General features: G+C 26.3%; 16 protein-coding genes. 3 read left to right on the top strand and 13 right to left on the bottom strand.

Annotated elements, in window-relative coordinates; genetic code table 11:
- Positions 1–74 precede the first annotated feature (74 nt).
- A complete protein-coding gene (locus tag ATCC9714_RS07410) occupies positions 75–311 on the bottom strand; it encodes a hypothetical protein (RefSeq protein WP_021124415.1) in 237 nt (78 codons plus the stop codon).
- Between the two features lie 74 nt (positions 312–385).
- The gene (locus ATCC9714_RS07405; protein WP_057543044.1) at positions 386–649 is read right to left on the bottom strand and encodes a Mor transcription activator family protein; all 264 of its coding nucleotides are present in this window, start codon (positions 647–649) and stop codon (positions 386–388) included.
- A gap of 135 nt (positions 650–784) precedes the next feature.
- On the opposite strand from ATCC9714_RS07405, the gene ATCC9714_RS07400 reads away from it, so the two are divergent.
- Positions 785–1003 (top strand): DUF1659 domain-containing protein, encoded by a 219-nt coding sequence (locus ATCC9714_RS07400; protein ID WP_021124413.1) that lies wholly within the window; start codon positions 785–787, stop codon positions 1001–1003.
- Positions 1004–1091: 88 nt separating this feature from the next.
- Positions 1092–1322: a DUF2922 domain-containing protein gene (locus ATCC9714_RS07395; RefSeq protein WP_057544895.1), complete on the top strand. Its 231-nt coding sequence runs from the start codon at positions 1092–1094 to the stop codon at positions 1320–1322.
- Between the two features lie 327 nt (positions 1323–1649).
- Here the strand turns inward: ATCC9714_RS07395 and ATCC9714_RS07390 are convergent, their stop codons facing one another.
- Genes ATCC9714_RS07390 through ATCC9714_RS07375 form a run of 4 tightly spaced genes read right to left on the bottom strand, consistent with a single transcriptional unit; the run spans position 1650 to position 6908 of the window.
- A complete protein-coding gene (locus ATCC9714_RS07390) occupies positions 1650–4082 on the bottom strand; it encodes a virulence-associated E family protein (RefSeq protein ID WP_057544894.1) in 2433 nt (810 codons plus the stop codon).
- 21 nt (positions 4083–4103) lie between these two features.
- Entirely contained in the window at positions 4104–6128 is a 2025-nt protein-coding gene (locus tag ATCC9714_RS07385; RefSeq protein ID WP_057544893.1) for a DNA polymerase, read from the bottom strand.
- On the bottom strand, positions 6128–6667 hold the full coding sequence (locus ATCC9714_RS07380) for a DUF2815 family protein (RefSeq protein ID WP_057544892.1): 540 nt from the start codon (positions 6665–6667) through the stop codon (positions 6128–6130). Before ATCC9714_RS07380 ends, ATCC9714_RS07385 begins: the two co-directional genes overlap by 1 nt.
- Positions 6668–6710: 43 nt before the next feature.
- Positions 6711–6908: a helix-turn-helix domain-containing protein gene (locus ATCC9714_RS07375; protein WP_021124404.1), complete on the bottom strand. Its 198-nt coding sequence runs from the start codon at positions 6906–6908 to the stop codon at positions 6711–6713.
- A 254-nt stretch (positions 6909–7162) separates the two neighbouring features.
- Here ATCC9714_RS07375 and ATCC9714_RS07370 point away from each other — a divergent pair, with 254 nt between their 5' ends.
- Positions 7163–7825: a helix-turn-helix domain-containing protein gene (locus ATCC9714_RS07370; protein ID WP_021129888.1), complete on the top strand. Its 663-nt coding sequence runs from the start codon at positions 7163–7165 to the stop codon at positions 7823–7825.
- A 24-nt stretch (positions 7826–7849) separates the two neighbouring features.
- Here ATCC9714_RS07370 and ATCC9714_RS07365 read toward each other — a convergent pair whose 3' ends face one another.
- From ATCC9714_RS07365 to ATCC9714_RS07335, 7 genes are all read right to left on the bottom strand, one after another.
- On the bottom strand, positions 7850–8851 hold the full coding sequence (locus ATCC9714_RS07365) for a DUF4003 family protein (RefSeq protein WP_057544891.1): 1002 nt from the start codon (positions 8849–8851) through the stop codon (positions 7850–7852).
- 117 nt (positions 8852–8968) lie between these two features.
- Positions 8969–9643, bottom strand: a complete 675-nt coding sequence (locus ATCC9714_RS07360) for a zinc ribbon domain-containing protein (protein WP_057544890.1) — start codon at positions 9641–9643, stop codon at positions 8969–8971.
- Between the two features lie 597 nt (positions 9644–10240).
- Positions 10241–12640 carry an ATP-binding protein gene (locus ATCC9714_RS07355; RefSeq protein ID WP_057544889.1) on the bottom strand — a complete coding sequence of 800 codons (2400 nt, stop codon included), beginning with the start codon at positions 12638–12640 and terminating at the stop codon, positions 10241–10243.
- A gap of 264 nt (positions 12641–12904) precedes the next feature.
- Positions 12905–13237, bottom strand: a complete 333-nt coding sequence (locus ATCC9714_RS07350; protein WP_021124392.1) for a hypothetical protein — start codon at positions 13235–13237, stop codon at positions 12905–12907.
- A gap of 119 nt (positions 13238–13356) precedes the next feature.
- A complete protein-coding gene (locus ATCC9714_RS07345; RefSeq protein WP_021124391.1) occupies positions 13357–13740 on the bottom strand; it encodes a PH domain-containing protein in 384 nt (127 codons plus the stop codon).
- Between the two features lie 148 nt (positions 13741–13888).
- Positions 13889–13996, bottom strand: a complete 108-nt coding sequence (locus ATCC9714_RS17940) for a type I restriction enzyme endonuclease domain-containing protein (RefSeq protein ID WP_409339674.1) — start codon at positions 13994–13996, stop codon at positions 13889–13891.
- A 7-nt stretch (positions 13997–14003) separates the two neighbouring features.
- The gene (locus tag ATCC9714_RS07335) at positions 14004–14273 is read right to left on the bottom strand and encodes a hypothetical protein (RefSeq protein WP_021124390.1); all 270 of its coding nucleotides are present in this window, start codon (positions 14271–14273) and stop codon (positions 14004–14006) included.
- Between the last annotated feature and the right edge of the window lie 137 nt (positions 14274–14410).

The raw sequence follows: 14410 nt of genomic DNA, 5'->3' as shown, positions 1-14410 counted from the left end.
CCCCACGATACAAACAAAATCTCACAAAAAAGGCACCAACCCAAAGCCTAAGCCTTAAAATCAGTGCCTAAAAATTAATCTATCAACTTCCAATATCCAGTCTTAGGACTTACAAACAACTCAGTCCCATCAAACTCCTTATACTCAACACAACCTCTTTTTAAAATCTTTTGTACTATAAAACTAGAATCAGCCATACCAGAATGTATAATAATCTTTGCTAACTTCCCAAACCTCATCTCACCATTCTCATCTAAAATATATACAATCTTAGCCTTAATCTCATCTATCTGCGCTTTAGTATACTCCATAATCTATCTCCTTTAATCTTCTATACATCTATATTAACAAAACATACATACAAATTAAAGTTTAAAATACTAACTTACCTAACAATATTTCTAATTTGCATATCACTAATCCCAAACCTACCAGAAAGCTCTCGAAAATTACCCCCATCAAACTCATCCCTAATAACCCTATTTCTAGCATTTCTAAAAACAGACCCCTTACTAGGCAAATAAATAGAACTTCCACCACAAAACTCAATCAACCTAATAAAAACATCCATACCAAAAACATCAACCAAATCCTTACACCCCTCTGGCACATCATCAACACTAACAAACTTTAAAATCTTATCCTCCATAAAATATCCTCCTAAAAATTTTCTAAAATCCTTTAATATAGAAAAAGTCAATCTCCCTCTATAATTAAATTAGAAGCTAACACTTCAAATAAAACTTAAAGATACCCCATATCTTTAAAAGAAAGGAGAACAAACATGACAGTAAGTGAAACTAAAAATCCATCAGCATTAAAAATAAAATTTGACTGTGGTCTAAATGACCAAGGAAAAACAATAGTAAAAACTCGTTCATTCTCAAATATATCAGATAAAGCTACATCTCAAAATATAATTGACGTAGCAAAAGCATTAATAGGGTTACAAATCCACGATGCACTTGAAATATTAAAACAAGATAACACAATATTAAACTAAAATTCGTGTTACTCATATCGCCAACGACCTTGAAAAACAGGTCCGTTGCTAAAAATTCGCTTTTATAATTTAAAAGGAGGTAAAATAAATGGAAACTAAAAAAAGATTAGTAATGACCTTCTTAACGGGAGTACAAAGAAAAACATCTATAATAATAGATGACCCAAAAGAAGATATAACTGAAGCTGAAATAGTAGCTGCTATGAACTTAATAGTTGAAAAGAATATATTTGCTCCATATGGATCAAAGTTAATAGATACAGTAGAAGCTAAAATAGTAGTAACAGATACATCTGAATATGACTTAGTGGTAGCTTAGGATATAGGGATATTTCAAAAGGAAATATCCCTTTTTTTATTTAGTGTTACCAAAAAAACTTTCCCATAACTTATTATATGAATTAGACCTATATATCTATATATTTCTCCCTAATTTAGACATTTATATAGATTTTTGACAACATTGGTAACACTAAGGCAAAATCGTTTAAATTACTAGCTTTAAGCGTTACCAAACACCGTTGTCAAAGGTGTTACCAAAGAAAATATGACAACACCAAAGTTTAATATAAGTGTTGTCATAAATTAGGTTTGACAACGCCTTTGACAACACTTATGACAACGCTAAATACAAGTTTGGTAACACCTAATTATCCCTTATAAAAGCCCTTTGAACACCATAAATCTTTCCAAACCTAAGCTTACCTGCTCCATTTTTTAAAGCACTCCACCCATCAATCTTTCTTAAAATATCATTAATCTCCCTTGCATTACCTTTATAAAACATCTTCATATCACCACCAAATAGCTCAACCCAAATCTCTGCACTACAAACCTTATCACGAATTATACAACCCTCTTCCCTTAAACCATTACCTTCTCCTATATAAATCCTTCTTTCAAAAACATCCATCTTGTCCCAACTCTTAGGTAGCTTCATATTTAAAAACTCCCTAATCATCCCCTCTTTACTATTACTTTCTAAATGTTGTTCTTGCTTTAAAGTAGCTTCTCTTTCAACCTCACCTTCTAAAATTAATTTCTCTCCACATTTATACAAATACAAAGCCTCTGCCCAAATCTGATTTATCTCATTTTTATTTAAATCCTTAAATAAATTCTTTAAAGGCTTATTTACTCCAACCATCAAAGGCCAATACCTTCTATTACCTGTTCTATCTTTTAAAAACTCATTTTCATTAGTAGTACCAAAAAACACACATTGTCTTTTAAAAGTATCTACCCTTTTTCCATAAGCTTGCCTATAACTATCTTCAGTTTTAGATATAAAGTGTTTAATAGCCTCAGCATCTGCTTTTTTAGTAGCAGAAAGTTCTGCCATCTCAAGTATCCAAGCATTTTGTAACTGCTCATAGGCCTCTTTTCCATAAACAGTATTTAGGGAATCTGAATACCACTCTCTACCTAATAAATTAATAATATAACTTTTACCTATCCCCTGTCTTCCAACTAAAACTAACATATAATCAAACTTAATCCCTGGATTAAAAACACGAGAAACAGCAGCCACTAGCATTTTTCTAGTTATACTTTTTGTATACTCACAATCTTCTGCTCCTAGGTAATCAATCATTAAAGTATCAACTCGACTAATTTTATCCCAAGTATTAGAGTTTAAATAATCTATTATTGGATGATACTTATTTTTCTTTTCTATAATAGCTAATCCATCATTAATCTTATATGGTGCAACTATTCCATAAGTTATATCTATATAAACTCTAAGATTTGCATCATCACTATCTTGCCAAATATCTCCCCTTACCTTGTCTGAAACACTTCTCCAAGGCAAATCCCCTTTAACCATAGTTCTATTTGAAAATAAGTTATATGCAATTTTTCCCTTTAAATTTATATCATTTTCTAAAATAGTAACTATATTTTTATTACTAGCTTTATACATACCTTTTTTATCTACTTCAAGCTTTGTAATCCATATATTATCATTATTTATAATATTATCTTCATTAACATTATAAAGGTCTTTAAAGTCTTCTTTTGCTTGTTTTAACTTACTATTTCCAAGTTCTAACATAACTTTTTCATCTTTACTTATAAACTCAATCATATTTATATATGAAGGTAGTTTGTTAATAGGAGTATCCACACTTACCTTTTCATCTAAATTTGAAAACTTATGTAATCTTAATAAATCAAAGGAATTACAAAGTTTGTCTAAACATACATCTGTACTATGATGAGAATATGCAAAATCTCCATTTTCATAAATAATCAAACCATTAGAACTACTTCCATTTATATAAGTGTATCTATAATCACTATCACCTTTTTTATAAATATTACTTAAATACTTTTCAATAACATCAAATACATTATAAACTCTGCAAAATGCTCCTATAATTCCTTCTTTTAGTCTTGGATTTTCCTTTGGTGTGTTTGTATTAGAATTAATAACTTTTCCCTTTGTTCTTGAAGAAAAAGGCCATGAACTTTCATCTTTATAATTTTCATAAGAGTTTAATATATCTTTTGGATTTAGCCAAGCTTTATCTATAATCTTAAAAACATAATCACCATCTTTACTAGTAGATGGAAAATACATAAGTCTAGAAGGAGAATAGGTAGTGTCGTCAAAATAATCTATACCTATATTAAAAGCCAATTTTCTAGCTATGGCTTCATACTCTATAGAATCTACTTCATAACTTAAAGGAATAACTATTCTAAATCTAGGATTTTCTTTTGTATGTTTATGAGTTGTATATATACACATAGCAAAATCACAATTTTTTTCAATATCTTCTATCATATTTTCATAAGCAAAGTCTGCATCTAAGGTTACAAGACTTCTATTTATAACAGTTTCTTTTCTTCTTTTCCCATCCTTTAAAAATCCATCTACAAAACCACCTACATCCTTTATATTATCTTGTATATCCTTTGAAAAGTTTATATACTCCTTATAATCTTCTTTTGTATATTTAGTGTCTTTTAAATAGTTATTTATAAAATCTGAGTAACTAATACTTTTGTTTACATAATTAATTTCTTTTCTACTTCTTCCTATAGCTATATTTATAAGTTTGTCATGTTTCATATTATCCCCCATTATACTTGATTACTTTTTATAATACCTACTTTCAAAACCATCAGCTTTTAATTTTAAATCTTTTAAATATGGATTTTCTTCACACATTATTTCACAAACTTCTTCTACACTTGAAATATTATTTTCTACTTCAACTACAATCTCATCATGTACATGCATTACAATATTAAATTTCCTATATTTTAAATTAAGCATTGCATAACCTAATACATCACGTGCTATAGCTTGTACAATATTTTCTACCAACTTTCCTCCATATGTAGTTAACCTTGTTTGTTTTTTACTTATAGAATCTAATCCTTCATAGGTTATAATGTATTTGTTAAAAGCATTGTTAAAATCTACTCTTGGTCTTATATAAGAAAGTCTTCTTCCTGATGGTAGTTTTATAAAAAGGATATTTCCTTCATATATAAAACTTATGTTTTTATCTATATTTACAACTGTTTTATCTTTTACTGCTTTTATAAAAGCTTTCTCTGCTTTTTTCCATAGACTAACTATATTTGTATTAGAACTTCTAAAAGCTTTTACAATTTCTATAAGCTCATCTTCACATAAGTTCATATTATAAGCACCCATAGTAACAAGTGCTCCTACTCCACCTTGATAACCTAGGGCTAATTCTGCAATTTTACCTTTTTGTCTTAGTTCACTTTCTTTTGTTATTTTATTAATATCTACTTTAAACATTTTAGCTGCACTTGCTTCATATATCTTTCCGTGGGTGTTAAATACCTCTAACCTCCATATTTCATTTGCTATATAAGAAGTTATCCTTGCTTCTATTGCACTAAAGTCTGCTATTATAAATCTATGGTTTTTCTTTGGTATAAAGGTTGTTCTTATTAGTTGAGATAATATACTTGAAATATCTTCATTAACCTTTATACTTTTATTTTGGTTGTAGTAGTTTTCTTTATTAGTATATTTTTTATATTTATCTCTACTAGGTAATTCACTTCCGTAATTATTAATTATAATACTTCTTACTTCTTCTAAATTTTCAAGTTTATTTTGTGGAAGATTTTGAACTTGTACTAATCTTCCTGCCCATCGTCCTGTTCTATTTGCTCCATAAAATTGAAACAATCCTCTTATCCTATCATCACTACAAATACACCTTTTCATTGCTTCATACTTTTTAGTAGATGTTTTATTTAATCTACTTCTTAAATTTAAAACCTCTTTTATTTCTTCATATTTTTTATGATTTAATACTTCTTCACTTTTTAATAAATTTTCTACACTTTCTTTATTAAGTGAACTTACTTCTATTCCCATAGTTTTAAGATAGGTTTTTATTTGATTGTTGCTTTTTGGATTATCTACCTTAGTTATAATTTTAAGTTTTTTCATTAAATCTTCTTTAAATTTCTCATCACAAGTACAAGCATTTTCTAGTAATTTTTTATCTATTAAAACTCCTCTATCATTTATCTCTTGATCTAGCTCCCAAAGCTTTTGTTCTATTTTAGGAATTTTAACTTTTTCTAAAAATTTTCTTATACTCCTTTCAACAACTACATCATTTATACAATACTTTTTAAATGCCTCATACTTTTTAATTACTTCTAACTTTTCTTTACTATCTTCCTTTGAATTAATTAAATCTATATTTTCTTTTTTCATAAAAAATCTTATTAAGCTTTTACCTTCTTCTAGTTTTTCTTCTTTTAATCTTAACGTTTTGGATACCTTATCTAGTCCATGTGGTAGTCCTAGATATAGGCCGTGAACTTGGGTGCATCTAAACATTTTAGGACTTAATTTCTTGTTAAAGTATTTAGATAAACATATCCTTTCAAAGTTTGCATTAAAGGCAGTTTTTATTATGTTTTCATCAAATAAATCTTTTTTAAATTGTGGTGGTATTTTATCTCCATTTTTTAAGTCTATAATTTTTACTTCTTCATCATCATAGGCATAAGCAATAAGTAGTATTTCAAAGTCCCCTTCAATATACTTATAGACCCCACTTTTTGTAAGGTCTATATTTGAATAAGTTTCTATGTCAATTGATATAGTTTTCATTATATTAAAATCCTATCATCTTCTACTATGTCAAAATCATCTGCTGCACTACTTCTGTTACTTATCTTTTCTCCATCTCTTAACTTTTGGATATTTAAAAGTCCAGCAGCAATACCACAATTTCCACTTTCTATATGGTTATATGGATAAAAGTTTATACTTACTCTTCCATAACAACCGTTGTAAAGTTCTTTAGAATCTGTAATTTCATTTAATGCTCTATTTACTACTTGGGGTTTGTGTTTAGAATTAGTATTTATATAGAAGTGATTTTTATATTCTTCTCTATCTAGTAGATCTCCATCTTTTAAGCAAGTTATTATATCCTCTGGAACTTGTCCACCCCATAGGTTTAGTCCATTTTTTGTAGCATTTGACATTCCCATATATATTTTTCCCATAGTTTCACTGTTGTCTTTTGGTATAAGTATAGTCAAACCAAACTTTGGTTCTGAGTCTAGGTCGTTTACTCTAGCTTCTGTTGTACTTACATAATTAAATCTTACTTCACCTGTTACTACTTTAGTAATAAATTTCATACTTTATCCCCCTTTTAACTTTTATGTTACCTATGGTAACACTCTACATAAATAATTTACTTACAGGTTCATCTTTTAAAGCTCCCCTTATTGCCTTACAAGTTTTAATTCCTGCTTTCATATTTTTATTTAATATTTTAGTAACACTACTGTGGCAAATTCCAGCCCTCCTTGCAAACTCTCTATTTGTAATATCTTTTTTGATTAATACTTCCCTAAAATACTCAACATTCAACTCCATTGCCCCTGTCTCCTTAGATATTTTATTTATTGATTTTTTCTTAAACAATTTTATTAAAAAACGTTACCTATTGGTAACATAATAGTATCACCTCGTTTATTACACAGTCAATAGGAATACCTTTTTTTGTCAAATCGTTGAATATAATCACCACTTTGGTTATAATGAAATTACGATTGCATAGGTAGTTTTTGTGTATCTGCAAACATTGTTTAGGTAATTATTATGTATTTTAGAAATGAGGGTTTGATATTATGATAGGAGAATACTTAAAAGCGTTAAGGCTTGAGAATAAATTGTCACAACGGGCTTTGGCTGAAAAATCTGGTGTTAGTAATGCTGAGATAAGCAGAATTGAATCGGGAGAAAGAAAAAAGCCATCAGAGGAAGTTTTAAGAGCTTTGGCTTTGGTGCTTAAGGTTGATTTTAATGATATATTAGAAAAGTATGGTTATTTATATATTCAACCTCTTTCTAGAATTAATAATTCAAATGCCCCAGATTTAAAGGTTTATAATGAAAAGTGTGAAGATAAGTTTATTAGTATTATAACTCCTAGAGTTCTTAAGGATGGTTTTAATATGAGCTTATCTAAAAATCCTGTTTTAGGTAATATTTTAGTTACTAAAGATAATTATATTTGGAGAATTCGATTTATTCCAATTAGTGATTATAGAGAAAGTTTGGTTAGTCATTATTTAGTAAATACTTACGGGTATTTGGCTTGTTATGATGAGTTTAATCTTTCTAAGTTTACTATTGCTACTAATAATGAGGATACATTTAAAAAGTTAAAAAGTATAAACCCTGTTAATTTAAATATTTTAGTTTCTATAATGCTTGTTGATTTAGATAATAACGAAATTATTGATGAATATATATTTGAAAAAACACCTACTATAGATAGTGTCTATTAGTAGGTGTTTTTTAAGTTAAATATTTTAGCTACTTGCTGAAGTAGATGCCGAAACAGCAGCCATAGTTGCAACCATACAAGCTATTTCTATTGCTATAATTATATCTAAGAATATATTATTACTTATAGTATCTACGTTACTTTCTTTCTTTAAGTAATCTGCATAAGCCGATGCTACTATAGCCGAACTTATCATATTTCTATTATTTTTTCCTAATGACCAATTACCAAATCCTTTTACTTCCTTTAGACTATCAGATACTTTCTTTATTTGATTTACTAATGTATCTTCATCACAATCCAGTAATGATATAGCTCCTATTAGAGGATAACCATAGCTATCCATCTTACAATTTTCTTTAGCCATTAAGTCTTTAAGTTTTATAATTTTATCTATACTTTCATCATTTCTATGTTTATCAAAACACATTATATGAGATAATGCTTGAAGATTATTTGATGGATAAAACCCATTTGATTTAAGATTTTCATAACACTTTTCTATGTAGTCTAAGTCTTTGTCTATATCTTTTGAATTTATAGCTATAAGTGCTATTCTACAATAATCATCACTTGAAGTTAAAAATGGATGATGCTTTTTCATAAACTCATATACATACTTCATATTATCAATACATGTATCTATATCTATCTTCTTTTTATTTTCATATAATATTATTGCTACAAATGGTAGATATGTATCACCCCAAAAACTCTTGTCTTTTAATCGTTTATATATATCTAGGATTTCTCTAAAATCGTTTTGTGCATCAAATTTAGTTGATAATAATATAGCTGTGTAGTACATGCTATAACCCCTAAAGTTTGAAAAAATCCCTGTATTATCTTTTATTACTTTTAGATTTTCTTCTATTTTTTCTTTATTTGCATATTGATTTTTAATAGTTAGAGATAAAGCACAGCTATATTGTATCATCCCCATACTCCATGCACCTTTAACCTCTTTTATTTGTTGGTAGTTTTCTATAAATTGTTCTAGTTTATTTTGTATTATATATTCTTGCACAAGTTCACCCCTTATGATAATTGAATTTTATATCTATTTATATATTTCTGTATTTACATTATACCAATATATATGTATATACTAAATACTTTGCAATTAGTTATAAAGAGATTATTTTTACTTATACATTATTAAAGTGCTATACTGATTTTCTGAGTATCCTACTAATTGATATTTAACATCAATTATTTCATATCCATCATCTTGCATAAAACTTAATATACTATCTACTTCATTTGTATACTTATTTAAACATTCTAATTCTTCATATGAAAAGAAACTTCTACCTTTTATCATAATAATATGAACCTTACCATCTTTTTCTTTTAAAGACTCTTTAATTTCATTGTAAGCATTTTCTAATTTTTCATTTTCTTTTTCTTTTTCTTCAAGATTAATAGTAGTATCTTTTTTCATTTCTATATTTAGGTTATTTCCTTTAAAATAAATCATTCTATCATCAATAAATTTTATCCATTCATCAATATTATCTTCTACCGAAAAAGACTCACTTTCACCCTCTATAGTTTTTAAATCAATAATTCCAAAGCTTTTTTTCACTTTTTTTAAATTATAATAATACATTTTTTTTATTACCTTTTTACTTACAAACTCTATTCTATCACTATAGGCGTATAACTCCCCTTTAGTGAACCCCTTATCAGCATCACAAAACTTAAGCACTTCATCATTTTCATTAATAACATCTTTCTCTATTTTAACTCCACAATTAAAACAAAACTTAGAATCTTCACCAATAGTTTTTTTACAATTTTTACAATTAATACTCATATCCTACTCCCCTAATTTATCTTTAGATTTTTATATAATCTTATATATACCCTCAATTGTCTTATCTTTACCTAAAATTATACTAAAGGCAATACCAAAGAGTCAAAGATTATAGCTACAGTAACTAGCAAAATATTAATTAAAATTTACTGCCATTAATTCTTGTTATAATGAGGGTACATTTAAAATTGTAAGAAGATACAATAAAGTATATAATATATAAATAAATTGGATTTTAAGAGGTGTTTATAATAGGAAATACAAGTAACATGGCTTTATCTAAGAATGAAAAATTACTAAATACTATATTAATATTTATTTTAGGGGTTTCATTAGATATTTTATCTAAATGGTTGGACTCACTATCATTATATGATTCTATACCTTTTCATAGATTTCTCAAAATACTTCATAGGTAAATAAACACCATAAATAGGCTTTAAAGACAAATTCATACCATAAGAATTTAAGGTTATATATCAATCTGACAAAACGTTAAAGCCTCGCCATTTAGGCTTTACAGTGAAGGAAGATACTATATAACCTCAAAAAAGCATCTATACATATTTGTACAGATGCTTTTTAATTTATTAATTTTTATATACTATATATATCTGAAAATTCTATATCGCATCGTTCTACATGCTTAAATTTTCTATCAACATAACATTCATTTTCATTATTTTCTTTTTTTATATTAATTGGAATACTAAATACAAATTCTGATCCTTTATTAACTTCACTATTTACATATATTTCTCCTCCATGTATTTCTACTAAGTTTTTCACTAATGATAGGCCAATTCCACTACCTTCACATTTTCTATTAAACGAACCATCTACTTGCCCAAACCTATCAAATATAACATCTAATTTATCCTTTGGTATACCTACTCCGCTGTCTTTTACTGAAACTATTATTTTTTCTGGTGTAGAATTAATTTTAACTTTTATAAAACCATTCTCTGGTGTATATTTTATGGCATTAGATAAAAGGTTTAACATTATTCTTTCTATTTTATCTGGATCACAATATGTAATAATTTCCTCATCGTTTGTATCAAATATAAGATTAATTTTATTATTTTTTGTATAATCTGCTACAGATAAAGTTATGTCTTCAATAATATTTATAATATTTTGATTAGAACATCTAATCTCATACATTCCTATATCCATTTTACTTATATCTATTAAATTATTTACTAACCTTAATAATCTATATGAATTTTGTTTTATATAGTTAGTATGTTTCTTTAAAGTATTTATTTGTATATTATTTTTATCTATATTTTTGTTAATCACTTGCATAGTCCCCAATATAATATTTATTGGAGTTCTAAATTCATGTGATATATTTGAAAAGAATTCATTTTTTACAACCTCTATCTGTACCGCTTCTTCTAATGTTCTTTTTTCTTTTTCTATTTCTAGATTTCTTGTAATATCTCTTGCAGTTGTAACATATATTTCTTCATCACCTATATATTCACTACTCCATTCAAGATAAATATATTTTCCATTCTTATGCCTGAATCGAATAATATTTCTAGTAATTTTACATTCTTTAGGATTTAATTTTTTTTTCTTTATAAAGCTTTCTAAATCTTTAGGATGAATAATATCTACAATTGGCATTGATAATAATTCTTCTTCTGTCCATCCTAAAACATCAAACCAATTAGGACTTAATCTTTTAAAATATGTATCCGTTCCTACTATAGCTACTAAATCAACTGAAACATTTAAGTATTGTTGTAACTCTTTTTCTGTATGTTTACGCTTTTTATTTTCAATAGATACCTCATTTAAAAGTCTGATATTGTTAATTATCATCGCTATTTTATTACATATATATTTCATATACTCATCACTATTAAATTTAGGAGTATTACCCTTTTTATAACTTAAACCTATCATTCCAATAAGTTCATCATTTAACTCTATTATATAATTACCACAATAATATAATTCGTCTATACATTTATAATCTACGCTTGATAAATTAGGTATTTTGTCTTTTGTAAATACACAATTAAAATGTTTTCTATATTTATCTGAATATAAATTAACTTTTTTTAGTGGAATAAATTCTACATTTTTAAGATTTATCTTAGCATTTTTTAATTTTACGATAGGTATTAAACCTTCTTTATCACTATCATAAAGTAACATAGAAATACCATCTGCTTTTGTATAATCAAGTATATGTTCTCCAATATTTTTTAATATTTCATTTAAGTCCACACTCTTGTTATTACTACCACTAAAGTCATTTTCAATTGTTACTCTATTATAGTTTTTATATAACTCTTCTGATGTGATTTTTGATAAATCAATATTTTTAGATTTTGCTACAATATATTTAGGTTTTTTATTTTCATCATATATTGGAGCTTTGTAGCTTTCATACCAATGAATATTACCATCATATACTAACTTTTCATTAAATATCTTTGGACTTTTATTTTCAAATACTTCTGTATTATTTTTTTCAAATTCATTATAAATATTATATTCCCAATTATCACCGTTATAGCTTCCAATAATATCTTCTCTTTTTTTATCTAGCATTTCAGTAAAAGGCTTATTTACGTATAAATACTTTCCATCAGAATCTATAACAAATGCACAGACATTAATATTGTCTAAAAGATCCTCTAATATTTCCATCGTATATTGTTTTGACTCTACTTCTTTACCTATAATAAAAATACTTTTATCATGGTTAAATTTTTCTATGATTATATTTGAATTGATTTTGACTAGTTCATTTGACTTTGAATAAAATTCTAAAGTTTTATTTATTTCCCCAAATTCTTTTATCTCATTATTAATATTATTATTTTGGTTTATTATTTTACCTATATTTAAGTTTAATATTTCTTCATGATTATAATTTAATCGTTTTAAAAAGCTTTCATTACAAAAAATTATTTCCCCCATACAATTTAACACTATTATATAGTCACTAACTTTATTATATATAGATATCATTTTTATTCCCTTCTTACCCACTTATAAATAATCTATTTTAACCCTTTTACTACATATTTTACCATAATTTTAGATTATCTTCTATATATTCCAATTATTCTCAATCTTAATATCTTCAAATTTTGATACTCTTTTTCATAGTTATAATATTTTAAATTTGGACTAAAACAAATTTTTAAGTATAATAATTTCATTTTAATTAAATTTTAAAAAACACCTATTAGAGATAAATTCTACTAATAGGTGTTTTTTTAAGTTTATTATTTATGCTAAATCTAATTCTAATCCTTTATCACTTAAATACCAATTTATAACTTCATATTCGTTGTATAAACTTCCAACATCTGATTTAACATATAGCCTTACGTTAAAATATTTGTTTTTTTCATAAAACTTTTTACAATAAGCTAAATCTGCCATACATAAATATGCTTTGTTATTTTTATAGTCAATTTTATTGGCAAGTTCTCCATTAGGTGCTTTACGATCTTCATTTACAAATAACCTTAATTCATTATCTATTACCCTGTACCATCTTTGATATCTTTTAACTTGTGCTATTTCTTCTTTTTTAAGTCCCCTTTGTAATACTTTCATTTTAGTTCCCCCTGAAATAATATTTTTATTTTATCAATTAAAAACATTTTATCATACTTATCCTTATTTTTCTTTAATTAGACAGTAAAAAAGGAACGCAATTAATGGCGTTCCTTTTTTTATCCAATTATATATTTGTTGATTAAGCTATATACTTTAAAAAGTAGCTCATCCATATCATCATCTTTTATAAAGTTAAGCTCTATGCATAATCCTCCTGATAGAACTAACTTTATTTCTGAATCTAAATCAAATTTACCTGCTGTTTCTATTGCATAAGTTACTATATTTTTAAATGGTATTGTATAGTATTCTTTTTTCTTTCCTGATATCCCTTGCTTGTCTACTACTAATATTCTTTTGTCTGTGAATACTGCTACGTCTCTTAATGTTTTTACTGCAAAACATATCTTCTCATTTGATGAAATAAATGGAGTTATAGTTTCTGGAACTTCTACTTCATCATAAAATGTAAAACTCTTATTTAAACTTAAATCTGCCATCTGACTTCTCCTTTTATGTGTATTTCTGAAAGATGTAATACAATTGCTGAAAATTGTATATTTTCATTATACACTTTTTATGGTATATAATTCCATAAAAATATTGGACAAGTTAGGTTTTCTAATAAGCTAAGCTTCCTTTTGAAAATTACATTTCACTAAAATATTGAAGGATAATTTGCTCTATCACATCCTCAATAGCTTTTTCACTTTTATTAGGTGGATAGTCATATTTCTTTAAAAGTTTTTTAAGTATACTTAACTTAATATAACTCTTTTTCCTTATATAGCTTATACAAAAATATTGCTATCGGAACTAATATTATATATCTCAGTATCTCAATATGCATTGTATTATTGATTTCTATACCATTAATAGAAATCATATATTTCCTATTAAATATTCCATATATACAACTTAACAAATAAAATAAATATTTTTTATATTTTAATTTGTGATACTGTTTTATAGAATACAAAGCAAAAGCTAATAACATCAAAAATAATCCAATATCACCTATTGAAAATTGCATAGGTTTTCCTCCCTTCTAAATATATTTTTCCCCTAATTATAGTTTAGCAATAAAGATACGCTTTTACAGCTAAGTATTATTTAATTTATTGACTAAGTTTTTAAGAATCAGTTGAAATTTTAAGAAAATATATACAT

Source organism: Paraclostridium sordellii (assembly GCF_000953675.1).
Classification (GTDB): domain Bacteria; phylum Bacillota; class Clostridia; order Peptostreptococcales; family Peptostreptococcaceae; genus Paraclostridium; species Paraclostridium sordellii.
Note: the sequence above shows the minus strand (reverse complement) of the source record. Positions and strands in the feature narration are given on the sequence as shown.

Coding starts and splice junctions, on each gene's coding strand:
- ATCC9714_RS07360 (WP_057544890.1), bottom strand. CDS start 9,643: ATGAGTATTAATTGTAAAAATTGTAAAAAAACTATTGGTGAAGATTCT.
- ATCC9714_RS07410 (WP_021124415.1), bottom strand. CDS start 311: ATGGAGTATACTAAAGCGCAGATAGATGAGATTAAGGCTAAGATTGTA.
- ATCC9714_RS07370 (WP_021129888.1), top strand. CDS start 7,163: ATGATAGGAGAATACTTAAAAGCGTTAAGGCTTGAGAATAAATTGTCA.
- ATCC9714_RS07350 (WP_021124392.1), bottom strand. CDS start 13,237: ATGAAAGTATTACAAAGGGGACTTAAAAAAGAAGAAATAGCACAAGTT.
- ATCC9714_RS07355 (WP_057544889.1), bottom strand. CDS start 12,640: ATGATATCTATATATAATAAAGTTAGTGACTATATAATAGTGTTAAAT.
- ATCC9714_RS07375 (WP_021124404.1), bottom strand. CDS start 6,908: ATGGAGTTGAATGTTGAGTATTTTAGGGAAGTATTAATCAAAAAAGAT.
- ATCC9714_RS07345 (WP_021124391.1), bottom strand. CDS start 13,740: ATGGCAGATTTAAGTTTAAATAAGAGTTTTACATTTTATGATGAAGTA.
- ATCC9714_RS07395 (WP_057544895.1), top strand. CDS start 1,092: ATGGAAACTAAAAAAAGATTAGTAATGACCTTCTTAACGGGAGTACAA.
- ATCC9714_RS07335 (WP_021124390.1), bottom strand. CDS start 14,273: ATGCAATTTTCAATAGGTGATATTGGATTATTTTTGATGTTATTAGCT.
- ATCC9714_RS07405 (WP_057543044.1), bottom strand. CDS start 649: ATGGAGGATAAGATTTTAAAGTTTGTTAGTGTTGATGATGTGCCAGAG.
- ATCC9714_RS07380 (WP_057544892.1), bottom strand. CDS start 6,667: ATGAAATTTATTACTAAAGTAGTAACAGGTGAAGTAAGATTTAATTAT.
- ATCC9714_RS07400 (WP_021124413.1), top strand. CDS start 785: ATGACAGTAAGTGAAACTAAAAATCCATCAGCATTAAAAATAAAATTT.
- ATCC9714_RS07390 (WP_057544894.1), bottom strand. CDS start 4,082: ATGAAACATGACAAACTTATAAATATAGCTATAGGAAGAAGTAGAAAA.
- ATCC9714_RS07385 (WP_057544893.1), bottom strand. CDS start 6,128: ATGAAAACTATATCAATTGACATAGAAACTTATTCAAATATAGACCTT.